Annotated in this window: 17 protein-coding genes and 1 tRNA gene; 11 read left to right on the forward strand and 7 right to left on the reverse strand. The window is 62.3% G+C overall.

Going from position 1 to position 23,038, the window contains the following annotated elements; genetic code table 11:
- Positions 1-50: 50 nt before the first annotated feature.
- The 3 genes from SKZ59_RS05840 (at position 51) to SKZ59_RS05850 (ending at position 1,960) form a co-directional block, all read left to right on the forward strand.
- Positions 51-500, forward strand: coding sequence for an excinuclease ATPase subunit (locus SKZ59_RS05840; protein WP_034750358.1), 450 nt, complete (start codon positions 51-53; stop codon positions 498-500).
- A gap of 106 nt (positions 501-606) precedes the next feature.
- Positions 607-1,203, forward strand: a complete 597-nt coding sequence (locus tag SKZ59_RS05845) for a hypothetical protein (protein WP_034750355.1) — start codon at positions 607-609, stop codon at positions 1,201-1,203.
- A 133-nt stretch (positions 1,204-1,336) separates the two neighbouring features.
- Positions 1,337-1,960 carry a 4-phosphopantetheinyl transferase gene (locus SKZ59_RS05850; protein ID WP_319991058.1) on the forward strand — a complete coding sequence of 208 codons (624 nt, stop codon included), beginning with the start codon at positions 1,337-1,339 and terminating at the stop codon, positions 1,958-1,960.
- Here SKZ59_RS05850 and SKZ59_RS05855 read toward each other — a convergent pair.
- From SKZ59_RS05855 to SKZ59_RS05865, 3 genes are read right to left on the reverse strand one after another with little or no spacing between them, the layout of a single operon-like run.
- Positions 1,957-2,742 carry a DUF2145 domain-containing protein gene (locus SKZ59_RS05855; RefSeq protein WP_070305218.1) on the reverse strand — a complete coding sequence of 262 codons (786 nt, stop codon included), beginning with the start codon at positions 2,740-2,742 and terminating at the stop codon, positions 1,957-1,959. The two genes, SKZ59_RS05850 and SKZ59_RS05855, sit on opposite strands and share 4 nt — an antisense overlap.
- Before the next feature lie 5 nt (positions 2,743-2,747).
- The gene (locus SKZ59_RS05860) at positions 2,748-3,164 is read right to left on the reverse strand and encodes a hypothetical protein (protein WP_034750348.1); all 417 of its coding nucleotides are present in this window, start codon (positions 3,162-3,164) and stop codon (positions 2,748-2,750) included.
- Positions 3,165-3,188: 24 nt separating this feature from the next.
- Complete coding sequence (locus SKZ59_RS05865) at positions 3,189-3,611, reverse strand: hypothetical protein (RefSeq protein WP_128142355.1); 423 nt, start codon at positions 3,609-3,611, stop codon at positions 3,189-3,191.
- Positions 3,612-3,771: 160 nt separating this feature from the next.
- On the opposite strand from SKZ59_RS05865, the gene SKZ59_RS05870 reads away from it, so the two are divergent.
- Positions 3,772-4,515, forward strand: coding sequence for a helix-turn-helix domain-containing protein (locus SKZ59_RS05870; protein WP_034750344.1), 744 nt, complete (start codon positions 3,772-3,774; stop codon positions 4,513-4,515).
- Positions 4,516-4,552: 37 nt separating this feature from the next.
- Here the strand turns inward: SKZ59_RS05870 and SKZ59_RS05875 are convergent, their stop codons facing one another.
- Both SKZ59_RS05875 and SKZ59_RS05880 read right to left on the reverse strand, forming a co-directional pair.
- Entirely contained in the window at positions 4,553-6,004 is a 1,452-nt protein-coding gene (locus SKZ59_RS05875; RefSeq protein ID WP_319991059.1) for a DUF3999 family protein, read from the reverse strand.
- On the reverse strand, positions 6,001-9,207 hold the full coding sequence (locus SKZ59_RS05880; protein WP_319991060.1) for a DUF2339 domain-containing protein: 3,207 nt from the start codon (positions 9,205-9,207) through the stop codon (positions 6,001-6,003). Before SKZ59_RS05880 ends, SKZ59_RS05875 begins: the two co-directional genes overlap by 4 nt.
- A 232-nt stretch (positions 9,208-9,439) precedes the next feature.
- Between SKZ59_RS05880 and SKZ59_RS05885 the strand changes: the two genes are divergently transcribed.
- Complete coding sequence (locus SKZ59_RS05885) at positions 9,440-11,326, forward strand: MFS transporter (RefSeq protein WP_230517297.1); 1,887 nt, start codon at positions 9,440-9,442, stop codon at positions 11,324-11,326.
- 3 nt (positions 11,327-11,329) lie between these two features.
- Here SKZ59_RS05885 and SKZ59_RS05890 read toward each other — a convergent pair whose 3' ends face one another.
- Positions 11,330-12,865: an ATP-binding protein gene (locus tag SKZ59_RS05890; protein ID WP_319991061.1), complete on the reverse strand. Its 1,536-nt coding sequence runs from the start codon at positions 12,863-12,865 to the stop codon at positions 11,330-11,332.
- Between the two features lie 7 nt (positions 12,866-12,872).
- A complete protein-coding gene (locus SKZ59_RS05895) occupies positions 12,873-14,378 on the reverse strand; it encodes an ATPase domain-containing protein (RefSeq protein ID WP_319991092.1) in 1,506 nt (501 codons plus the stop codon).
- 422 nt (positions 14,379-14,800) lie between these two features.
- Here SKZ59_RS05895 and SKZ59_RS05900 point away from each other — a divergent pair, with 422 nt between their 5' ends.
- The 6 genes from SKZ59_RS05900 to SKZ59_RS05925 all read left to right on the forward strand — a co-directional run bounded on the left by SKZ59_RS05900 (position 14,801) and on the right by SKZ59_RS05925 (position 23,002).
- On the forward strand, positions 14,801-16,015 hold the full coding sequence (locus tag SKZ59_RS05900) for an efflux RND transporter periplasmic adaptor subunit (RefSeq protein WP_051991274.1): 1,215 nt from the start codon (positions 14,801-14,803) through the stop codon (positions 16,013-16,015).
- A 15-nt stretch (positions 16,016-16,030) separates the two neighbouring features.
- Complete coding sequence (locus SKZ59_RS05905; protein ID WP_070305230.1) at positions 16,031-19,195, forward strand: efflux RND transporter permease subunit; 3,165 nt, start codon at positions 16,031-16,033, stop codon at positions 19,193-19,195.
- A 1-nt stretch (position 19,196) separates the two neighbouring features.
- The gene (gene adeC / locus SKZ59_RS05910) at positions 19,197-20,645 is read left to right on the forward strand and encodes an AdeC/AdeK/OprM family multidrug efflux complex outer membrane factor (RefSeq protein ID WP_319991062.1); all 1,449 of its coding nucleotides are present in this window, start codon (positions 19,197-19,199) and stop codon (positions 20,643-20,645) included.
- Between the two features lie 68 nt (positions 20,646-20,713).
- On the forward strand, positions 20,714-21,328 hold the full coding sequence (locus tag SKZ59_RS05915) for a TetR/AcrR family transcriptional regulator (RefSeq protein ID WP_034752166.1): 615 nt from the start codon (positions 20,714-20,716) through the stop codon (positions 21,326-21,328).
- Positions 21,329-21,430: 102 nt separating this feature from the next.
- Positions 21,431-21,507, forward strand: a tRNA-Pro gene (locus SKZ59_RS05920).
- 403 nt (positions 21,508-21,910) lie between these two features.
- Positions 21,911-23,002, forward strand: a complete 1,092-nt coding sequence (locus tag SKZ59_RS05925) for a hypothetical protein (protein ID WP_319991063.1) — start codon at positions 21,911-21,913, stop codon at positions 23,000-23,002.
- Positions 23,003-23,038: the final 36 nt, after the last annotated feature.

Here is a 23,038-nt window from a genome sequence, read left to right on the forward strand (position 1 = left end):
GGCAAGTGTGGTTCCCTTTGTACTATCTTTAACTTATCGAGGAAAACAGCATGAAAAAAATGATGATCCTGGCGGCGCTGAGTGCGGCGCTGACGGTTGCCTTGCCGGCACAGGCAGGCGATACCAAACACATGATGTCGATCGCCAATGCGATGTCCGCCAACGACGCCCAGGCCCGCCTTGGCGACACCGTGAAATTCTATTTTGGCGACCAGGCAACGCCCCCGGTTGCCACGCGCATCAGCAGCGACAAGACCAGCCAGAAAACCAATGGCGTCGGCAAGTCGGCGGAAACCTCGTGCAACTGGGCCTTCCTGTCGGCCATGCTTGCGCTGCAAAAGCGCGCCCAGTCGGTGGGCGCCGATGCCGTCGTCAATATCGTCAGCAATTACAAAAACATCGAAAATTCCAGCGCCACGGAATTCGAGTGCCATGAAGGCACGATGATGACGGGCGTGGCCTTGAAGGGCGAGTTCGTGAAGTTGAAGGCAGGCAAGTAAGTAGCAGTAGCAGGAAGCAGCAGGGAAGTCCACCCCATCGGTAACCGGCGCAATCAGAGCAGCGATCGCGTCCGGAAGCCATTCCAATAAAAAGTAGAAAGAGAATATGCAAAAAGTATCGAAAACTGTCATCCTGGCTGGCGCACTGCTGGCATTGACCATGTTGCAAGGCTGCGCCACGCGCATCAAGGCATCGTCGACGACCAATCCGCCGCCGAGCGAGGCTTTCTCGTCGTTTGGCCGCATTGAAGTCAAGCCGACAGTCTTTGCCGAAGGCTACAAGGGCAACCAGGCCGGCATGGCGAAGATCGACGAGAATATCCGCAAGGACCTGGCCGAATCGCTGACCAGCTGGAATGCCGCTCCGGCCAATGGCCGCGTGCTGACCATCGAGCCTATCGTCGAAGAAATCCAGTTCAAGAGCGGCGCCAAGCGCGTACTGCTGGGACCATTGGCCGGCAGCTCGGGCGTGCGCATGCGCGTCATGATCCGCGACAACAAGGGTGCCGTGGTCGCAACGCCAGAGTTCTTCCAGCGCGCGGACGCGATGGCGGCCGGATTCACGTTTGGCGTGCACGATAACCTGATGCTGACCCGCATCGCCAACCTGACCAGCGCTTACATCAAGGCCAACTATGTACGTGCCGAAGGCGGCCCGACGGGCGCCGACAATAAAGCGGTCGAAGCAGCAATGACTAACTAAGACGGGCGCGGCGCGCAAGCGCCTGCAGACCTGCTGAGAATGGCAGCGACGGGCAACCGCGCTGCCATTTTTTTTGCCGTATGCATGCTGGCAATTTGTGGCAGACTGCGCCTTTGCCTATCCCGACCTTGTCATGCCACCAGCCTTGCCCAGTAGCGGCGCCAGCATCTGGCTGCTCGATTCCCGCAGCATTGATCTTGCGCAGATCAGCCAGTATGAAACGTGGCTGGGTGCCGCGGAAGCGGCCCGCTACGCACGCTTTGTGCGGCCGTTGCGCCAGCGCCAGTTCCTGCTGGGGCGCGCCTTGCTGCGCGTAGCGATGGGGAAACTGCTGGAAGTAGCGCCGGAATCCATCGCGCTGGAAGAGAGGCCGGGCCAGGCGCCGCGGCTGCTGTCGCCCGCGGAGGGGCCGCACTTCAGCATTTCGCACAGCGGCCACTGGGTCGCCTGCGCGTTGAGCGGTACTACGCGGCTGGGACTCGATATTGAGCTGCGCGACCCGCGGCGCGACGTGCTGGCGCTGGCCCGCCAGGCGTTTGGCGCAGATGTGGCCGCCGAGCTGGAAAGCATGCCGCTTGAAGCGCGGCTGGCGGCGTTTTACCAGCGCTGGAGCGAGGCCGAGGCGCGCTACAAGCTGGGCATGGACGCGGGCGCTTGCGCGACCTTGGCGCATGCCGAGCTATCCATCGTGCTGTGCAGCGCGGCGCCGCTGGCGCAGGCGCCCGCCTTGATCGTGCAGGGTCTGGCGCCAGACTAATTCCCCCGTACGACGATCTCCTGCGCCTTTGGCTCGCGCTGGCGCATGAAGCGCACGATGGAGTCGACGGTGACGACGTCGATCTGGCGCGTCATGCGGCGCTCGAACGGGTGATCGTCGAATGCGATATTCGCGCGGAACATGCGCGCGCCCAGGCGCGTGGCGGCGGGGATGCTCAGCGTTTGCGGCGCGTAGCTGGCGCTGCGCAGCCAACCTTGCGCTTCGGCGCGCGTTTCGATCTTGCCAGGCTCGTTGCTGGCAGCGGCCAGGGTTTCCAGCACCCACTGGTTCGAGTTCTGGTACTTGGTGGAAAACGGGTAGGCCAGCATATTGTAGTGCGGCTCATGCAGGCGCTTGGGCGTGTTCGACGTCAGCAGGCGCACCAGTTGCTGCTGCGTATCCTGGCCGGGAACGAGAATCAGGGTTTCATACATGAACACATCATCCATGAAGAAATTGCCCAAGCCTTCGTTGTACAGCGACGATTGCGCCGTGCCGCATTCATTGAGTTCATGCACCACCAGCCAGCGGCCTTTCGGGTGGTCGCGCCAGGCCAGCGCCATGTGCGAATAGCGCAAATTGTATTTCGACAGGTCTTGCCCGGCGCGCGCCACCAGCGCCACTTGCGCGCCCGAGGCATCGAGCGCCTGCAGGGTCTTTTGCGCCAGATCCATCGATTTGACGAGGGTGGTCGCATCCGTTTGCTTTTCCTCGCACGAGCGTCCCGCATGGGCGGTACCGGCCAGGGCCAGGCTGATGAGAATCACGGTCAGGCGTTTCATGGGGTTCACGCTTTCGAATGGTGGAGAATCGCATTGCCGGCGGCATTCGGCACATAGGCGATGGCCTTGCCCGACAGCACCAGCATGTGTCCCGTCGAGACGGCCACCACCTTGATCACCGTACCGGCCGCCAGCGACAGGCCTTGCGCAGCCTTCTGGCTCAGCTTGACGGAGGCCGTGGCGGCGGAGGACGCGCCCCTGGCCGCGCTTTTGAGCACGAGGACGCTGCCGTCGGCCGCGTCTTCCACCTTGTCGATGACGATTTCACCGGCGGCGGCCAGCACCGACATGGAGCCGACCAATACGATGGCCGAAGCCATGCTGGCGTTGTCGGAGGCGTTGGTGGTATCGGAGTTGGCGGCCTGGGCCAGCGGCGCCATGGTGGCGGCGCACAGCAGGGCGGTGGCGAGCAGATGTTTCATGGGATGTCCGTTCTTTATTGGTGATTACACTTTGGAGTGGTGCAGCAGCGCCTTGCCCAATTCGTTCGGGATGAAGGCGATGGCCTTGCCGGAAAGAACCAGCATATGGCCGGTGGACATCGCCACCACATTGACTACGGTGCCGGCCGCCAGCGACAGGCCCCTGGCCGCTTGCCCGCTCATCTGGATGGACGCGCCACCCGCTTCGGAGGCGCCCTTGAGCACGATGACGATGCCTTCGCCCACCGTTTCCACGCTGGCGACGACCACCTGGCCGGAGGCGACCAGCATCGACATGGAACCGGCGACGACCACGGCGGAACCTTCGCTGAGGTTTTGCGAGCCTTTCGACAGATTCTCGGAGGCGGCGGCGTGGACCAGGCCGGGAGCGGCCGCGGAGAGCGTCAACAGCGACAGGGACAGGCAGAGGGGCAGCAGGCGTTTCATGTGTTTCTCCTTCAAGTGTGCCAAGTGGCAACGCCATCATTGTAGACTGTGGGCAATTGGTCAATGAATACGCTACTCGTAGCGGGCAGGCATACCGCAGGTAGCATATTGCGCTACTTTTCTGCCGCCAGAATCGATGCTATTTTTATAAAGGAAGTGCATGCCGCAAACCCACGCCTTGATCGAAGCCTTGAAACGCCTGTTGAAAGCGCGCTCCGTCACGTATGCCGAGCTGGCCCAGCGCATCGGCGTGTCCGAAGCCAGCGTCAAGCGGATGTTTTCGCAGAAGCAATTTACTTTGCAACGGCTGGACCAGATCCTGGTGGCCATCGGCAGCGATTTCCAGCAGCTGGCGCTGGCCGTGCAATCAGCCCAGGCCGCGCCCACCCTGATCACGGGGCTGACGTATGCGCAGGAAAAGGAAATCATCGAGGACACCCGGCTGTTCGTGGTGGCCGTCTCCGCCCTGAACTTGCTGCCGCTGGAACAGATCGTCGCCATCTATGACATCAGCGAAGCGCAAGCCGTGAAATACCTGCTGCGTCTCGACAAGATCGGTTTCCTGGAACTGCTGCCGAATAACCGGGTCAAACTGCTGGTGGCGCGCACGTTTGCGTGGATACCGAATGGTCCCATCCACACGTATTTCAAAAAGGAAGCCTATGGCGACTACTTGAATTCGCAGTTCGATGGCGAGACGGAACTGCTGCGCCTGGTGAACGTGATGCTGTCGAAGAAATCCACGGCGGCCTTGCTGGAACGCCTGAAGCAAGTGGCCGTGGAATTTTCGCAGCAACACCAGGAAGACGCGCGCCTGCCTGGCAATGAGCGCCTGGCCATCAGCTTCATGCTGGCGGCGCGTCCCTGGATGCCGCAAACGTTCAAGGCGCTGCTGCGGCAGTGAGCTGGCGAGTGCAGCGCTCAAGCGGCGGATGTTGTGGCTAAGGTTGCTGCTTGTCGGTGCTGCCTTGTTCCTCTTTCATCTGCGACAGCAAACGCCAGGCGAAAAAGCCCAGCACGGCCACGCCCAGCAGTAGTGCGGCCCATAGGGCGGCCAAGCGCCATGGTGCGCCGTCCTTTGTTGCCGGTGCTGGTGCTGCCGCGCCGGCGTTGGACTGGAGCGGTCCGGTGCTGGCCGTCTTGAGCGCCAGTAATTCGTCCGCCTTGAAGCCGGGCGCTACCTGCGACAGCGGCTGCGCGACGGCGGCGGCGTTGCTGTTGCCGAACGTGAGCTGATAAGGCGGCTTGCCGCTGGCCAGGAAAACGACGGTGGCCGGCGTCCAGCCCAGGTGCAATGTGGGCGCATCGCTGGCGGAGAACGGGTGTTCCGTCTGCAGCACCCATTCGTTTGTCTGCGTCACGGGCATGGCCAAGTCGCCCGAGACCCTTTCCTTCCCGTCTAGGCCGATGCGGTAAAACGTGGTGCTCAGCAGGGGATCGAAATACGCGCCTTGCGCGGGACGCGCTTGCTGGCGCAGGTGCAGCCGGTGCCGGGGAACATAACTGTTCTGGCGATATACGCCCAAGGTCACTGGCAGTACCGTATTGGTCTGCGTCAATTGCAGAGCGATGCTGTCAGCGGGGATGGCGAGCGGAGTGGCGTAGCGCCATTCATTTGCCTGCTTGCTCGGCGCGCCTTGTAGCAAGACGGTGGCGCGCGGCGCGGCGATGTCCGTTTCGCTGACGGCTTGCGCCGTGATCGCCGCAAAGGCCAGCGGTTCGCCCGCTTGCCAGCTCAGGCGCGCATAGCGAAACGCGCGCGGCGCAAAGCTGATGCTGTCGTTGGCCAGGGTTTGCGTGTCGCTGTTGCTGAGCCAATTCAAGGTGGTGGTGCCGATGGCGTCCCATTGCTTCAGGTCATCGCTCACTTCCAGCAGCACTTGTGCACTGTAATTGACCGTGCGGGCCGGTGGCGTGAAGCGCAAGGCGGCGATACGCTTGTCTTGCGTTTGCTTGCCCAGGTCGAGAATCAGCGCTTGCAGGGCCGCCGTGGTCGCAGCCGTGCCGGCGCGGGTGCTGACCGATAGCAAGCGGCCATCGTCGGCCGTGCGGATGTCGATACCTTGCAAGCCGTCGCCAGTTGCCGTCGCGCCCGTCACGGGGAAGATACGGGCTGGAATGGCTGTCCGTTGCGTCGCCGATTGCGCTGGCGGTGCACCGATGGCGTAGGCCAGGCGCTTGCCGTCGGCGTCGAACAGGCGCACGTCGGCCAGGCTGGCCGAGCTGGCGTGCAGGTAGACTTCCCTGGGCAACGATAGCTGGACGATGCCCGCGCCGGCCGGCACGGTCACCGGCATGCTCCAGCCGTAGTCCTGTGGCCTGTCCTGGCCAGGCGCGGCCAGCGCGGCGCCTGCCATCAACACGATGCCGAACATGAGTGTGGTGGTTTTCATGCTGCTCCCTGTTGTGGTTCGGCTGGCGCTGCTGCGGCAGCCTTGGGGAAGGGCGCCAGGTAGCCGATCAAGACCATCAGCAAGCCGACACCCACGAAGGATACGATGCGTTCTATGCCGCCCACGTTGGACAGGTCGATCAGGAATAGTTTCACAACTACCAGCCCCAGCAGCACGGCGCCCATGCTCCATTGCTGGCGCCGTTGATGGCGGGCCGCGTGGCGCATCAGCAGCAGGGCCGTGACGCTCCACACGAGCGACAGCATCGCTTGCACGAACTGCGAGGCCAGCATGGCGTCGAAGGTATAGGGCACGCCGACGTAATGCGACACCGTGCGCAGCAGCATCAGGTTGAACCACACATACAGCAAGCACGCGGCCACGACGGGCAAGCGCGCCTGCCACAGGGCGGGCAGCGGCAACTGCTTCGCCGGCAGCAAACGGTAGCTGGCAATGGCCAGCAGCACGGCAAAGCCCGTGCTCAAGTCCAGCGGATTGAGCAGCGGCAAGTAGGGCAGCGGCGCCATGGCGCCATCGTCGAAGATGTTCCACGCGGCGATCAGCAGCAGCGACCAGAGCGCACCCAGCGGTATCAGGGTGCGCTGGTACCACTCGGCAATCGGTGCCACCGGCCAGACGCCGGCACGGCAGCGGCGGATCAGCCAGGCCAGTACCAGCATCATGGCCCAGGCCGGCAAGTAGCGGGCCCAGGCGGGGCTGACGCTGTCTTCATGCTGTGCCAGCCAGGCGCCAACCTGTATGGCGCCCACGGGCCACAGCATCAGCCATGGCGCGGCCGTGCGCAACGTATGCAGCAGGCGCAGCGCACGCACGTCGAGTTGCCAGCCGGCTTTCGGCCAGGCCTGCAGCAGGTATTCGCCGGCCGCCAGCGCGCCAGCCAGGGCCAGCCAGCTCAAGCCCGTCAGCAGATAGTCGCGCAGGTACAGTGCCAGCAGCATATTGGCGCTCCACAGGCCCAGGCCGAGCCAGACGGCCACGGTGAACCAGCGCAGCTGCGGCCAATCGAGGCGCCGCGCCACAATGGCGAACACGGGTGTCGTGACGGACACGGCGATCAGGTACAGCGCCAGCCAGTGCTCGCCCGCGTACGGCTGCATGCTCAGGTCGCCATCGATCAGGCGCAGCAGCCAGCTGGTGAACGGCACGAGGATGGCGGCAAACCACAGCAAGCCGCTCCAGACCAGCAGGGGACGCGCTGCCAGCGCCAGTAGCTCGTCGCCGCCGCGTGCGCGCAGCGCAAGGAAGCGGGCGCTGGCAAAGGCGGCGGCGCCCAGCAGCAGGGCGCTGAGGAAGGAGCCGTCGAACAGGTTGGCCGGATGCTGGTCCCAGGCCCAGCTGGCGCGGCTGAGCATGACCATGCCGGCCAGTACCTGTACGGCCAGCAGCAGGGCGCGCGGCGCATGCCATTGTTCGCGCCGCGCCAGCGCCGCCAGCAGGACCGCCACTGCCAGCGCGCTGACGGTGAGCAGGTTCAGTTGCGTGGCGGCATCCGTGCGCAGCAGGATTTCGCTCCAGATGCCGCCCAGCAGCCAGGCCGTGGCGGCCGTCAGGAACAGCACGGACAGGCTGCTCATGAATTCAGGATGTAAGTGGCTGGCGTGGCGGCGGAAATTGTAGGCCATCACCAGCGCGGCGGCCGCCAGCAGCGCGCAGCCGAGCCAGATGTTGGCTTGCAGGGCCGCTGCCGTATTGAGTCCCTGCATGGCGCCGAGGAAGGCCAGCCAGGCGGCCCCCTGCACCAGCAGGCCGAAGACCCAGGCCAGGGTCTGGCGCTGGCGCAAGCCGACCCAGACGATGCCCGCGCCTTCCAGCGCCCAGGCGGCGGACGTCCAGCGGCCATCGAGGGCGAACGGGATGGCCAGGGTGCCGAAGACGATGCCCAGCGCGAGGAAGGCTTTGGCCAGCAGTTTGAAACCTGCGCGGCGCCACAGGGCCACGGCCAGTCCCGTGTAGGTCAAGCCGGCGAGCAGCGCGGAAAACGCCAGACCGAACTCGAAGTGCCGGACCAGGCCGTATTGCAGGCCCATGGCCGCCAGCGGCGTGCCGAACACGAGGGTGCCGTCCACATAGTGTTTCAAGCGCGGCGCCTGGCGCGCGCAGTAGGCAATCGCGATACCGATATAGAACAGCACGAACAGGATCAGGAACAGCTGCGTCGACAGGTAGTGCTCGGGCGTGTAGCGCAGCAAGCCCCAGGTGGTGGCGACGACAAAGGTAAAGCCAAAGCTCAGCACATTCAGGACGCGCCAGGCGCGTTTCAGGGCGATGGCGAAGACGCCCGCATTGAGCAGCGCGTAATAGCTGAACAGGCCGATATGGTTGCCGCTGCCCGTCGAGACGAGCAGAGGCACGGCAAAGCCGCCGACGATGCCGAAGACGGCCAGCCAGACGGCGTTTTGCAGCACGGCCAGCAAGCACGTGAACGCCGTCAGCACGAACAGCACGGCAAACGCCAGGCCCGCCGGGATCAGTTCATACAGGCGGAAGGCGCCAAACGTCACCAGCATCAAGATCGCCAGCGCCGTGCCCTGCAGCGGCAAGCTGATGCCGGGGCGTTTGATGCGGATGCGCCAGGCCCAGGCCAGCAGGGCGATGTCGGCCAGCGCGATGCCTGCCAGGCGCAGCTCGATGGGCACGGTCACCTGCGCCGACACGTATTTGAGCAGGAAGCTGACGCCGAGGAACAGAATCATCAAGCCCAGCTTGGCGACCAGGTTACCCGTGAACAGCCAGTTCTTCGCCTTGGCAACGAGGCCATCGGGGTGCGCGATCCAGGACGGGGTGTTGGGGGCAGCCGGGGCAGCGGGGGCGGGTTTGGCGGGAGCCTGTGGCGTGGGTGGCGAAGGCTTCGGCGGTACGGGCGCGGCCGGCGCGGCCTTTGCCAGCTCGACCGGCTCGATCACGGCCGCCTTCGACACCTGCACCTGCACCGGCGCCGGTGCAGGCACGGAAACGGGCGTCGGCACTGCGACTGGCGCAACGGCAGCGGGCACGGCAGGCGCGGCAGCTGGCGCTACGTCCTGGCCTTCCAAGGTTAGCAGGCGCTGCTGTATGCCGTCGACTTCCTTGCGCAGGCGCGCCGTCAGCAATTCCAGATCCGCCACTTTTCTGCGGTATTGCAGCACCAGCACGAAGCCGGTGATCAGCACGCCAAGGATGAACAGCGTTATCAATCCAAACATGGGTCAGCTTTCCTGGAGGGGCGGGGCGAAGACTCCGCAGTATGCGCACATTACCTTATTATCAAGAAATGGGCGTTTTTTGTTGTGTAGGGGAAAGGCGTCAGGTGCGGGGCCAGCATGGCGCGATGCGGCGCTTTCCGTATTGACGCTAAGCAAGATGGCGACATTCAGATTGTCGTGCGCAAGATAGTGCTGTATTTTAGCAATTCCTTAATTGCCGGTTCCCCATGCCATGAGTCAAAGCAGCCAGTTTTCCTTATTGTCGCAGCGCCGTTTCGGGCCCTTCTTCTGGACCCAGTTCTTTGGCGCCTTCAACGACAATCTGTTCAAGACGGCCCTGATGGTGATCCTCGCCTACGATGCGCTGAGCTGGACCACGCTCGACCCGTCCACCATCACCAATTTGATCCCCGGCCTGTTCATCCTGCCCTACGTCGTGTTCTCGGCCACGGCCGGCCAGCTGGCCGACAAGTTTGAAAAGGCGGGCCTGGCCCGCTTCGTGAAATGGATGGAACTGGCCATCATGGCGGTCGCCGCCGCGGGCTGGATGACGCACACCTTGTGGCTGCTGGTAGCCGCCGTCGTGGGCATGGGCGTGCATTCGACCCTGTTCGGCCCCGTCAAGTATGCGTACTTGCCGCAGCAACTGAAACCCGAGGAATTGGTCGGCGGCAATGGCCTGATCGAGATGGGCACGTTTGTCGGCATCTTGCTGGGCGAAATCCTCGGCGCCGTGCTGATCGTGCACAAGCCGCTGGGCGTGGAGCTGGTGGCCGGCGCGACGATCGCCGTGGCCCTGTTCGGTCTGATCGCCAGCTACCGCGTGCCGCGCACGCCCGCGCCAGAGCCGGACTTGAAGGTGAGCCTGAATTTTGTCGCCGAATCGTTCCGCAACCTGAATTTCTCGCGCAAGAACCGTCCCGTCTTCCTGGCCATGCTGGGCAATTCCTGGTTCTGGTTTTACGGCGCCCTGATCCTGGCCCAGTTCCCCGTCTACTCGAAGGACTTCCTGCATGGCGACCATAGCGTATTCGTGCTGCTGCTGACCGTGTTTTCCGTCGGCATCGGCACGGGCTCCCTGCTGTGCGAGCGCTTGTCCGGCCACAAGATCGAGATCGGCCTGGTGCCGTTCGGCTCCATCGGCCTGTCGCTGTTCGGCATCGACCTGTATTTCGCCAGCAATGCGTATGCGAACACGCAAGTGGTCGATGCGCTGGCGTTCGTCAGTCAGGCGGGCGTGCCGCGCATTTTGATCGACATCGTCATGATCGGCGTCTTCGGCGGCTTCTTCATCGTGCCCCTGTTCGCCCTGATCCAGACGCGCTGCGACCCGAAACACATTTCGCGCACGATCGCCGGCATGAATATTCTCAACGCCCTGTTCATGGTGGCGGCCGCCGGCGTGGCCATCGTGCTGCTGGGCAAGGGCTTTACCATCCCCGAACTGTTCCTCGTCACGGCGATCCTCAATGCGCTGGTGGCCGCCTACATCTTCTCGCTGGTGCCGGAATTCCTCATGCGCTTCCTCGCGTGGATACTCATCCAGACCGTGCACAGGGTCAAAGTCGTCGATGGCGAACGCATTCCCACGGAAGGGGCGGCCGTGCTGGTGTGCAACCATGTCAGCTATGTGGACGCCATCGTCATCATGGCGGCCAGCCCCCGCCCCATCCGTTTCGTCATGGACCACCGCATCTTCAAGATGCCACTGATGGGCTGGATTTTCCGTACGGCCAAGGCGATCCCCATTGCGCCCGCCAAGGAAGATCCTTTCCTGATGGAAAAGGCTTTCATCGATATCGCGCAAGCGCTGCACGAGGGCGAACTCGTGTGCATCTTTCCCGAAGGCAAGCTGACCCGCACGGGCCAGATCAGCGAATTCAAGGGCGGCATCGCCAAAATCGTCGAGCGCAGCAAGGTGCCCGTGATTCCGCTGGCGCTGCGCGGCTTGTGGGGACATTTGTTGAGCCATCGCAATGGCCATTTGTTCGAGCGCGCCTTCAAGGCGGGCCTGCGCTCGCGTCTGTCGCTGGCCGTGGGCGTGCCTGTGGCGCCCGAGGCCGCCACGCCGGAGTTGCTGCAACAGAAGGTGCAGGAATTGCGCGGCAAGTGGAAGTAATCGCTACTGCGTCTGCGTAGCGGCCGCACGCTGCGCCAAGTGCTGTTCCAGCAGGGCGGCGATGGCGTCGAAATCCACCGGTTTCGTCAAGTGATGGTCGAAGCCGGCTTGCTCGGTCCGTGCGCGGGCTTCACCCTGGCCCCAGCCCGTCAGGGCGATCATCAGCACGTCGCGCCCGTGCGCGCGCTGGCGGATCTGGCGCGCCGCTTCGTAGCCATCCATGTCCGGCATCCCCAGATCCATCACGACCAGTTGCGGCCACGCCAGCTCGACGGCCGCCAGCGCTTGCGCGCCGCCATACGCGACCGTGGACGCATAGCCCTCGAGCTGGAACAGGCTTTGCAGGGAATCGGCCGCGTCGCGGTTATCGTCCACCACCAGCACTTGCACGGGCTGGCCCGTGCTCACGGGCGCGTCGTTCCTGGAGGCCGGCATGGCGGCCGGGGCGCCGCCGTCGCTGGCCGGCAACGTGACGATGAAGCGGCTGCCCCGCCCGGCGCCATCGCTGTAGGCTTCGATGCTGCCGCCATGCATTTCGGCAAATTGGCGCGCCAGACTCAATCCGATGCCCAGGCCACTTTTTATCTGGCCTGCCACCGTGCGTCCCTGTTCGAACATGGAAAAGATGCGCGCGATGGTATCCGGGTCGATGCCGATGCCATTGTCTTCGACCATCACCTGTAACTGGCCCTGCGCCAGGCGCGCCGTCATGTTGATGTGTCCGCCGTCCTGTGTGAACTTCACGGCATTCGAGACGATATTGGAAAAGATCTGCACCACCCTGGCATAGTCGGCGTGCAAGGTCACGGCATGTGGCGGCAATTCCAGCGTGAGGCCGATGTGCCGGCTGCTGGCCGCAGGCTGGCACAGTTCGATGACATGCTCGAGCACTTGCTGCAGCTCAAACTCCTTGCGCTGCAGCACTACCTTGCCGCTGGTGATGCGCGCCACGTCGAGCAAGTCATCCACCAGCCGCGTCAGGTGCGTCAGCTGGCGCTCGATCACGTCGCTCAGCTTGCCCACCTGCTCCGATGCGGGAAACAGGTGCTTGAGCAGGGCCACCGACGACTTGATGGGCGCCAGCGGATTGCGCAGTTCATGCCCGAGGCTGGCAATGAATTCATCCTTGCGCCGCTGCGTCTCGCGCACCTGGTACTGGCGCTGGCGCGCGCGCAGCATGGCGTGGGCCGAGGTGATCAGGGTCAGGATGTGGACGGGGCGTTCCAGCAGGGTCAGGTTGCCCAGGGTGGCAATGGCTTGCCGCAAGGGCAGGGAATCGAGCCGCGCGTGCGTCAGCACGGTGATCGGCAAGTCGGACCAGTCCGGCTGCTGGCGGGTATAGGCGTCGAGCACGGCGTAGACGCCCGCATGCAAGGCCTCGTCCACCGTCAGCACCCCGCCGGCGCCCAGCGCCAGCTGCTCGGCCAGTTCGCCGGGCGAGCGGCAGGCGTGGCTGGCGATGGCGCTGCCTGCCAATACCGTGCCGGCCAGGGCGGCATCCTGGCCGGCAGGCGCATAGATCAGGATGCGCAGCTCCATGGCGTTCCTAGGGAAATGGCGTGCCGCCAATGGTGGGCAAGCCCGACAGGATGCCGTGAAAACCGGCCAGGGCCGGGCCGATGCGCACGCCCTGCGGGCTGATGTCGAAGCGGCGGATGCTGCGCTCGTGCGCGCTGCCGCGCTTCTTGAAGACGGAAATGGCTTGCCGCACCTCGCCTTCCGTTTCGTAGTAGCGCAGCATGATGACGCTGTCGGCCAGGTAGCTGGCGTCGGCCGCCGTCGTCATCGAGGTGCCCAGCATGTTTTGCTGCACGCCGACGAGCAGGGTGGCCACCCCGTGCTGGCTCAGGTAATTGAGCAGTTCGTGCAGGTAGGTGCTCTGGAAACGTTCATCGGGCACCGCGTGCATGTAGCCGTTCAGGCTATCGATGACGATCACCCTGGCGCCCCGCTGCGCCGCGTCGACCACGGCCTGGGCGAATTCGCCCGGAGTCAGTTCGGCCGGGTCGATCTGCTGGGCACTGAGCAAACCCGTGTCGAGCGCCGTCTGCAGGCGCATACCCACGCTGTCGGCCCGGGTCAGCAGCTTGCTGCGCGCTTCCTCGAACAGGAACATGGCGCACGGTTCGCCTCGCTCCGTGGCCGCGTGAACGAATTGCGCCGCCAGGGTGGACTTGCCGCTGCCGGCGGGGCCGGAAATGAGCGTGCTCATGCCTTCTTCCAGGCCGCCGCCTATCATGGCGTCGAGCTCGGGCACGCCGCTCGACAGGCGCCGATGGCCGCCATCGCGGCGCGTGTCGGCCGCCACCAGGCGCGGAAAGACGACCAGGCCCTCATGGGCGATCTTGTAGTCGTGCGTGCCGCTGCGAAACGGCACGCCCCGGTATTTCACCACGCGCACACGGCGCCGGTCAGTGCCGTAGTCCTGGTTTTGCAGCTCCAGCGAGATCACGCAGTGGGCCACGCTACGCACTTGCAAGCCGTCGTCGAGCGCGGAACGGTCATCGATGAGCATGGTGGTGCAGTGCCGGCTGGCCATGTATTGTTTCAGGGCCACGACCTGGCGCCGGTAGCGCAGCGGGTTTTCCGCCAGCAGTTGCAGTTCGGACAGCGAATCGAGCACGAGGCGGGCCGGGCGGTGCTTTTCGATGGCGGCCAGGATGCGCTGGTTGGTCGAGGCCAGTTCGATTTCCGACGGGTGGAAGATGGTGTACTGGCGCTCAGGGTCCAGCATGTCGTCGCTGGGCGCCACTTCTTCGATGGCGATGCCGGCCAGGTCCCAGCCGTGCGACAGGGCGGCGGCGCGCAGCTCGATCTCGGATTCGGCCAGCGCGATATACATCACGGGCACGCCGCTGCGCACCCCTTCGGCCAGAAACTGCAGCGCCAAGGTGGTCTTGCCCGTGCCGGGCACGCCTTCGACCAAATACAGGCGCTCGGGCAGCAGGCCGCCCGTGAGAATCGCGTCGAGGCCGGGTACGCCCGTCGACAGCAGCGCGTCCAGGCCGCCTGCGCCATCGTGTTGCGCCAATCCATGAGCTTGTGCCGTCATCATCGCACCCCGCTTCGCCACGCCGTGGCCAATATAGTAGCGCGTCTGCCGGGACATGTCTTTTCGATACCATTGGTAAATAATTATTCCATCACGCCTGCCGCGTGGGGCAGTGTTGCGTCCGCGTTGGTCAGTTCAGCAAAGAAATCTTGACCCTGCTACAGTATTCACTCAATCCACCTTTTCCGCATTGCCATTTTTGCCACCGTACGCCAGCTTCGTAGCTGACTTTGCTGGCGCGCCGCTGCTGTAGTTGTCTTTATTTTGTTGCCTCATTGATAATTTAATTCGCTTGATGGTTACTATGTTTCAATTGTAACGATGCTTGACGATTTTAGAATGATCGTTCATTCTTTGATCTGCGTTAATAAATTTAGTCATTTCTAACGACACTAGCCAGCTTCTTTTTCAGAAAGTCCAAGATGCAACCAACCTTTTCCCTGACGTCGCCGCGTACGAGCGGCGCTATTGCCGTTCTGTGCGCCACTGTAATCATGGCCGGCTGCAGTAAAAAACAGGAAGCACCTCACGCGCAGCAAGCGCCACAGGTGGTCGTGTTTACTGTTAATCCGGCCGCGTTGCCGATGAGCGCCGAATTGCCCGGCCGTACCAATGCCTACCAGGTCGCCGATGTGCGCCCGCAAGTCGGTGGCTTGATCCAGAAGCGCCTGTTTGTCGAGGGTAGCGATGTGAAAGCGGGCACGGCCCTGTATCAGATCGATTCCGCCACGTACCAGGCGGCTGCCAATTCGGCCAAGGCCGCGCTGTCGAAAGCCAAGGCCAATCTGCTGACGGCCGGTCCGAAAGCGTCGCGCTACAAGGAACTGGTCGCCATCGAAGGCGTGAGCCGCCAGGAATACGATGATGCCGTCGCCGCGTTCGAGCAAGCGAAGGCAGACGTCGAGTCCGCCACTGCGGCGCTGGAATCGGCCAACATCAACCTGCGCTACAGCACCGTGACGGCGCCGATCAGCGGCCGCACCAGCCGCTCGACCGTGACGGCCGGCGCGCTGGTGACGGCCGGCCAGGCCGAGGCGCTGACGACCGTGCAGCAACTCGACCCGATCTATGTCGACGTGACCCAGTCGAGCACGGATCTGCTGCGCCTGAAGCGCCAGATGGCCGACGGCTCGCTGAAGAAAGTGGGCGAAGGCCAGGCTAAGGTCGACCTGATTCTGCCGGACGGCAGCAAGTACGGCGAATCGGGCAAGCTGCAGTTTTCCGGCGTGACGGTCGATCCGACCACGGGCAATGTGATCCTGCGCGCGCTGTTCCCGAACCCGAAAGGTGAATTGCTGCCAGGTATGTACGTGCGTGCGCAGCTGGAAACGGGCGTCGATGAGAAAGCCATTACCGTGCCGCAAGTGGGCGTGACGCGCAACCAGAAGGGCCAGGCCACGGCCATGATCCTGAACAAGGAAAACAAGGTCGAGCAGCGCGTGCTGACCACCAGTGGCACCGTCGGCACCAACTGGCTGGTGACGTCCGGCCTGGCCGCAGGCGACCGCGTGATCGTGGAAGGCTTGCAAAAAGTCAAGCCAGGCGCCCCAGCCGTTGCCGTACCGGCCAAGGCCGAAGCCGCTCCTGCGCCCGCCGCTGCCGCTTCTGCCGCAGCATCGGCTGCCAGCGCCCACTAATTCAGGAGAATATTAATGGCCCGTTTTTTCATTGACCGCCCGATTTTTGCCTGGGTGGTCGCGATCGTCATCATGCTTGCCGGCGTGATTTCGATCCTCAGCCTGCCGATCGCGCAGTACCCGAGCATCGCTCCGCCGTCGATTTCGATCAGCGGCTCCTACCCTGGCGCCTCCGCCAAGACCGTGGAAGATGCGGTCACCCAGGTCATCGAACAAAAGATGAAGGGTATCGACGGCTTGCGCTACATGTCTTCGTCGAGCGATGCGACTGGCGGCATAAGCATCACGCTGACGTTTACCAGCGGCACCAATCCCGACATCGCCCAGGTGCAGGTACAGAACAAGCTGCAGCTGGCCACGCCACTGCTGCCGACGGCTGTCACGCAACAAGGTCTTGTCGTGTCGAAAGCGACGAAGAACTTCCTGATGGTGTTCGGCTTCATTTCCGAAAACGGCAAGATGGACCAGACCGACTTGAGCGACTATGTGGCCGCCAACGTCGTCGATCCGCTGAGCCGCGTACCGGGCGTGGGCGACGTGACCCTGTTCGGTTCGCAGTACGCCATGCGTATCTGGCTCGACCCGGCCAAGCTGCAAAGCTTTAACCTGACCCCGGCGGACGTGATCACGGCCGTGCAGGCGCAGAATGCGGAAGTGTCGGCCGGTGAACTGGGCGGCACGCCGTCCGTCAAGGGCCAGCAGCTGAACGCCACCGTCTCGGCGCAAAGCCGCTTGCAAACGGTGGAGCAGTTCGGCGCCATCTTGCTGAAAACCACCACCGAGGGCGCCATGGTGCACCTGAAGGACGTGGCCAGCATGGAACTGGGCCGCGAGAACTACAACACCGTGGCCCGCTACAACGGCCATGCGGCGACCGGCGTGGCGATCAAGCTGGCGACGGGCGCCAACGCGCTCGATACGGCCAACGCGGCGAAAGCCATGCTGGGCAACCTGAGCAAGCAATTCCCTGAAGGCATGAGCTACCAGGTGGCGTTCGACACGACCCCGTTCGTGAAACTGTCGATCGAAGAAGTGGTGAAAACCCTGGTCGAAGCCGTCATCCTGGTGTTCCTGGTGATGTATCTGTTCCTGCAAAACTTCCGCGCCACCCTGATCCCGACCATGGCCGTGCCGGTCGTGCTGCTCGGTACCTTCGGCATCCTGAATGCGTTCGGTTACTCGATCAATACCTTGACCATGTTCGCCATGGTGCTGGCCATCGGCCTGCTGGTCGATGATGCGATCGTGGTGGTGGAAAACGTCGAGCGCGTGATGAGCGAAGAAGGCTTGTCGCCGCTGGAAGCGACGCGCAAGTCCATGACGCAGATCACGGGCGCGCTGGTCGGTATCGCCATGGTGCTGTCGGCCGTGTTCGTGCCGATGGCCTTCTTCGGCGGTTCGACAGGCGTGATTTACCGCCAGTTCTCGATCACGATCGTCTCGTCGATGGTGCTGTCCGTCGTCGTCGCGCTGGTGTTTACGCCAGCCTTGTGCGCCACCTTGCTCAAACCGGTCGAAAAAGGCCATCACGCGACGAACAAGGGTTTCTTCGGCTGGTTCAACCGCAGCTTCGATAGCAGCAGCAACAAATACCAGGGCATGGTCGGCAGCATGATCCGCCACCGCGCCCGTTCGATGCTGTTGTACGTCATCCTGCTGGCCGGCCTGGTATTCGTCTTCATGCGTTTGCCGACCTCCTTCCTGCCGGAAGAAGACCAGGGCATCCTGTTTACGCAGATTCAATTGCCGACGGGCGCCACGCAAGAGCGCACCCTGAAAGTGATCGAGCAGGTCGAAGACCACTTCATGAACAGCGAGAAGGACAACGTCGCTTCCGTGTTTGCCGTGGCCGGTTTCAGCTTCGGCGGTAACGGGCAGAATACGGGTATCGCCTTCGTGCGCCTGAAAGACTGGTCGCTGCGCAAGGACGTGGCGCAAAAAGCGCCGGCCGTGGCCGGCCGCGCCATGGGCAAGCTGTTGCAGATCAAGGATGCGATGGTGTTTACGTTCGCCCCGCCTGCCGTGCTGGAACTGGGTAACGCCACCGGTTTCGACATGCAGCTGCAGGATATCGGCGGTGTCGGCCATGACGCCCTGATGGCGGCGCGTAACCAGTTGCTGGGCATGGCGTCGCAAAATCCGGCCATGGTCGGTGTGCGCCCGAACGGCCAGGAAGATACGCCGCAGTACAAGATCGACATCGACCAGCAGAAAGCTACCGCGCTGGGCCTGCAGATCTCGGAAATCAACCGCGTGCTGAGCGTGGGCTGGGGTAGTTCGTATGTGAACGACTTCCTCGACCGCGGCCGTGTGAAGAAAGTGTTCATGCAGGGTAATGCCGAATCGCGCATGCTGCCGGAAGACTTGAATAAATGGTTCGTGCGCAATAGCGCTGGCCAGATGGTGCCGTTCTCGGCCTTCGCCACGGGCAAGTGGATCTACGCTTCGCCACGCCTGGAACGCTACAACGGCTTGCCGTCGGTAGAGATCCTCGGTACGCCGGCGCCGGGCCAGAGCACGGGCGCCGCCATGAACGCGATGGAAGAGATGGTCGCCAAGCTGCCGCCTGGCATCGGCATGAGCTGGACCGGCGTGTCGCTGGAAGAGCGCGAATCCGGTTCGCAGACGCCGCAGCTGTACGCGCTGTCGCTGCTGATCGTGTTCCTGTGCCTGGCCGCGCTGTATGAAAGCTGGTCGATTCCATTCTCCGTGCTGCTGGTCGTGCCGCTGGGCGTGATCGGTGCCGTGCTGGGCACCTGGTTCTTCGGCCTGTCGAACGACGTGTACTTCCAGGTGGGCTTGCTCACGGTGGTGGGCCTGTCGGCGAAGAATGCGATTCTGATCGTCGAATTCGCCAAGGAAATGCAGGAATCGGGCATGTCGTTGCTGGACGCGACCTTGCATGCGGTGCGTCTGCGTCTGCGTCCGATTCTGATGACCTCGATCGCCTTCGGCCTGGGCGTGTTGCCACTGGCCATTTCCAGCGGCGCCGGTTCCGGCAGCCAGAACGCCATCGGTATCGGCGTGCTGGGCGGTATGTTGACGGCAACGTTCCTCGGTATCTTCTTCGTGCCGGTGTTCTTCGTGCTGGTGCGCGGCTTCTTCTCGAAGTCGGACGCGCCGACCACGCCGGCGACGCCTGGTTCGCCAGCCGTCACGCTTTCTAAGGATGCGCATTAATATGAAAAAAACGCTACTCTCCATGGCGGCACTGGCCTTGCTGGCCGGTTGCAGCCTGGCTCCCACGTACGAGCGTCCGGCAGCGCCGGCGCCCACGGCGTGGCCGACCGGTCCTTCCTACAAGGCCGACACGGCCGCCGCCGACGCCAAGCCGGTGGCGGACGTCGCCTGGCGCGAGTTCTTTGCCGATGCGCGCTTGCGCCAGGTACTGGAACTGGCGCTGGCCAACAACCGCGACCTGCGCGTCTCGATCCTGAACATCGAGAAGGCGCGCGCCACCTACGGCATCGAACGCGCCGCCCTGATCCCGACCCTGTCGGCCTCGGGCGGCCAGTCGGCCACGCGCATTTCGAAAAACCAGAGCGCCACGGGCGAAGCGTCCATCAATCGCCAGTACACGGCGAACCTGGGCGTGTCGGCGTACGAGCTGGACTTCTTCGGCCGCGTGCGCAGCCTGTCCGACAGCGCGCTGGAACAATACCTGAGCACGGAAGAAGCACGCCGTGCACAGCAGATCAGCCTGGTGGCCGAAGTGGCCAGCACCTATCTGAACCTGGTGGCCGACCAGCAGCGCCTGCGCGTGGCGCAGGACACCCTGAAGAGCCAGCAGTCGTCGTATGACCTGGCCGTGCGCCGCTTCAGTGCGGGCGCCACGTCGGGCCTGGACAAGTACGATGCCCAGACCAGCGTGGAATCGGCCCGTTCCGACGTGGCCGTCTACACGAGCCAGGTGGCGCTCGACCAGAACGCGCTGGTGCTGCTGGTGGGCGGCCCCGTGCCGGCCGACCTGCTGCCGCAAGCCGAGTTCGGCGCCGTGACGGCGTTGGCGGACATTCCGTCCGGCGTGCCGTCGGACGTGCTGCAACGCCGTCCCGACGTGCTGGCGGCCGAGCGCACCTTGCGCGCGGCCAACGCCAACATCGGCGCGGCGCGCGCGGCTTTCTTCCCGCGCATTTCGCTGACGGCGACGGCGGGTTCGGTCAGCGACAACCTGTCCGGCCTGTTCAAGGGCGGCAGCGGCACGTGGAGTTTCCTGCCGCAGATCAGCTTGCCGATATTCGATGGCGGCGTGAACCGCGCCAACCTCGATATCGCCAAGGTGCAGCGTGAAATCTCCGTGGCGCAATACGAAAAGGCGATCCAGGTCGCCTTCCGTGAAGTGTCCGATGCGCTGGCCCAGCGCGGCACCATCGACGAGCGCCTGCAGTCGCAGGTTTCGCTGGTCGAGGCGTCGACGAAGAGCTACACCATCCACGACGCGCGTTACAAGCAGGGCGCCGAGTCCTACTTGAACGCCCTGGTGGCCCAGCGCGCGCTGTACACGGCGCAGCAAAGCCTGATCACGGCGCGCCTGGCCAAATCGACCAACCTGGTCACCTTGTACAAGGTGCTGGGCGGCGGTTGGCAGCCTGAGCAGACAGCCGTCGCGGCGGCTGGCGGCACCCAATAACTACGGGGACGCCGACGCCGGCCTTGCCCTTGTCCGCAGGGGCAGGGCCGGCGCGCTACTGGAAAATCATGAACCAAGTTGAAAAGAAGCATCCGGACCCCGAGCGCGCCAACACGCGGCGCAAGCAGGTGCTCGATGCGGCCGAAAGCTGTTTCAGCCGCCGCGGCTTTCACGGCGCCAGCATGGCCGAGATATCGAAAGCGGCCGGCATGAGCGCGGGCCACATCTATAATTATTTTGACAGCAAGGATGCGATCATCGCCGCCTTCGTCATGAAGAACACCGAGCGGGTGTCGAACCTGATGCAGGATCTGGCGCAGCGCGAAGACCCGTTGCAGTCCGTGATCGACAATGCGGGCGAGCACGTGCTGGAAAGCCTTGATCCGAAAACGTGGGTGATGCCGCTGGAAATTTTTGCCGAGGCCTCGCGCAATCCCGCCATTGCCGAAATGCTGCATTGTGCCGACCGGCGTTCGCGCGCCCTGTTCCTGACGATCATCCGCGACGCGCGCATCAAGCGCGGCCTGCCGGCCGACGAAGAGATGCTCGAAGGGCGCTTGAATGCCATGATCGCCATGTACCAGGGCTTGCCCGTGCGCGTGGTGCACAATCCCGACGTCAAGGTCGAACCGCTGATCGCCGGTTTCCGCATCGTCCTGACGGCGCTGCTGCTGAGCGAATAGGGCGCCTGGCCGGGCCATGCAAAAAAGTTTGCGCAGTTCGATATGAATCATGCGCAAAGCATGGCAAAAACCTAAAAGCGTCTGCTATAATTCCCACCTCGTCGGGGCGTAGCGCAGCCTGGTAGCGTACATGCATGGGGTGCATGGGGTCGGAAGTTCGAATCTTCTCGCCCCGACCATTAGATTCAAGGACTTACGGCGCAAGCTGTATAGAAACCCAGTACTGTATATTATACGTTTGTATAATATCGGTGCTGGGTTTTTCCGTTTACATCCGGAAGAATCGTAAATGCCAGCGCATTAGTTGAACTGGGTGTGCAGTTCGGCGATGCCTAGTCGCGGTGATCACAACTGATCCAAGTCCACTGACAAGAAGGAAGTGCTCAGGCACAAAGATATTGGTCGGCTGTATCCTTATATGGCTAGTCTCCGTTCAAAAAATATTTCATCGGGAGCCATATCTGCCAACTTTGCAGCGAGCAGATTGTGCGGTGTAGTTTACACCATATAATCATATCGCAGTCATGATTTGAATTTGTCACTTTTTACTGCCAATGGCCAAAACGGGGAATTCAAAATTAGATGAAAAGTATAAAAATAGATAGTGCCAGAATTTGCATTCACCCTAGCTGTTCTGCTCAGGCCGCAAAAAAAATGGTAGTTGCTTTTCTTTTAGCAGGCACCCCGATCTTGTCTTTTGCAGTTGGCGGCGGGGCTCCATACAGACGATCTTTAGACTCGCCAGAGTCCCCAGAATTGATAGTCTTTGGGACGTTTTTCTTCTTATTTTTGCTCATGGCCGGCCTGCGGCGAATATCCCCACAAGTATTCAGTAAACTTACTCTTGGTGTATTCAACGAAAATACTGAAGATATTACCTTGGCAAGGCAGCTTGCTGAAACGAAACAGGAGCTTAGCAACCTTCGTGATCTTGTCCAAGGTCTAACATCAGATACCTATTTTTGGCATGAAGGACGTGCGCTGCCCATTTTACGCGCTGAGAATCCTCCAGACGAAATGACCGCTGGGGGGAGTCTCGAAGATCGGCTTGATCAGATCATTGCTCAAAAAATGATGAGCGAGGGGAAAAATAGCTCTCTTGACGATCTTCTGAAGCTTCGAAAAACTGTAGAAATGCAAGAAACACAACGTGAGGAGCGGGTAGCGTTGAACCGAATGATTGACGAGTTAATGGACAATGCTCTTAGACTTCGTACTAAGGTATTTACTATGTTCGCCGGCGTAAACTTATGGTTGGTATTTTTAGCCATTTCGGGTAGCCTTCTATACAAAAGTTTTCTTTCTGAGTCACTTCAGCAAGGGTTAAAGTCGGTTATTTCAGACAGCATTATTCAAGGTGTTGCTGGATTGTACGTTAGTATGGCAGTCTTCCTGGTATATGTTTTTCGCAATACTAGCTCTCGGATCTCTGTGCTAATTGCACTCAAGGAAGATCAGAACCACCGCCATGATGTGTTTATCTATCTATCGAAACTCCGCCCTAGCGCAGCACCAAGTGAGCGAGATATTGAGGCCCTTAAATTGCTCCTCCAAAATCATGCAGAGAGAGAACGTGGTCACGAGCATCCGTACGAGCTTGTATTAAAAGGCATCACGAACTCAACCGTTCTCCTAAAAGGAGGAAAAGTCTTGTCGTCGAAACAAAAAGAATGAGTTTTCAGCAGGGTGGTGGGACGGTGGCAGCTGCCT

Origin of the sequence: Janthinobacterium sp. GMG2 (assembly GCF_033949445.1) — a bacterium.
In the GTDB taxonomy this organism is placed as follows: Bacteria; Pseudomonadota; Gammaproteobacteria; order Burkholderiales; family Burkholderiaceae_D; genus Janthinobacterium; species Janthinobacterium aestuarii.

Coding starts and splice junctions, on each gene's coding strand:
- SKZ59_RS05850 (WP_319991058.1), top strand. CDS start 1,337: ATGCCACCAGCCTTGCCCAGTAGCGGCGCCAGCATCTGGCTGCTCGAT.
- SKZ59_RS05915 (WP_034752166.1), top strand. CDS start 20,714: ATGAACCAAGTTGAAAAGAAGCATCCGGACCCCGAGCGCGCCAACACG.
- SKZ59_RS05855 (WP_070305218.1), bottom strand. CDS start 2,742: ATGAAACGCCTGACCGTGATTCTCATCAGCCTGGCCCTGGCCGGTACC.
- SKZ59_RS05870 (WP_034750344.1), top strand. CDS start 3,772: ATGCCGCAAACCCACGCCTTGATCGAAGCCTTGAAACGCCTGTTGAAA.
- SKZ59_RS05865 (WP_128142355.1), bottom strand. CDS start 3,611: ATGAAACGCCTGCTGCCCCTCTGCCTGTCCCTGTCGCTGTTGACGCTC.
- adeC (WP_319991062.1), top strand. CDS start 19,197: ATGAAAAAAACGCTACTCTCCATGGCGGCACTGGCCTTGCTGGCCGGT.
- SKZ59_RS05875 (WP_319991059.1), bottom strand. CDS start 6,004: ATGAAAACCACCACACTCATGTTCGGCATCGTGTTGATGGCAGGCGCC.
- SKZ59_RS05840 (WP_034750358.1), top strand. CDS start 51: ATGAAAAAAATGATGATCCTGGCGGCGCTGAGTGCGGCGCTGACGGTT.
- SKZ59_RS05905 (WP_070305230.1), top strand. CDS start 16,031: ATGGCCCGTTTTTTCATTGACCGCCCGATTTTTGCCTGGGTGGTCGCG.
- SKZ59_RS05880 (WP_319991060.1), bottom strand. CDS start 9,207: ATGTTTGGATTGATAACGCTGTTCATCCTTGGCGTGCTGATCACCGGC.
- SKZ59_RS05890 (WP_319991061.1), bottom strand. CDS start 12,865: ATGGAGCTGCGCATCCTGATCTATGCGCCTGCCGGCCAGGATGCCGCC.
- SKZ59_RS05900 (WP_051991274.1), top strand. CDS start 14,801: ATGCAACCAACCTTTTCCCTGACGTCGCCGCGTACGAGCGGCGCTATT.
- SKZ59_RS05845 (WP_034750355.1), top strand. CDS start 607: ATGCAAAAAGTATCGAAAACTGTCATCCTGGCTGGCGCACTGCTGGCA.
- SKZ59_RS05925 (WP_319991063.1), top strand. CDS start 21,911: ATGAAAAGTATAAAAATAGATAGTGCCAGAATTTGCATTCACCCTAGC.
- SKZ59_RS05885 (WP_230517297.1), top strand. CDS start 9,440: ATGAGTCAAAGCAGCCAGTTTTCCTTATTGTCGCAGCGCCGTTTCGGG.
- SKZ59_RS05895 (WP_319991092.1), bottom strand. CDS start 14,378: ATGACGGCACAAGCTCATGGATTGGCGCAACACGATGGCGCAGGCGGC.
- SKZ59_RS05860 (WP_034750348.1), bottom strand. CDS start 3,164: ATGAAACATCTGCTCGCCACCGCCCTGCTGTGCGCCGCCACCATGGCG.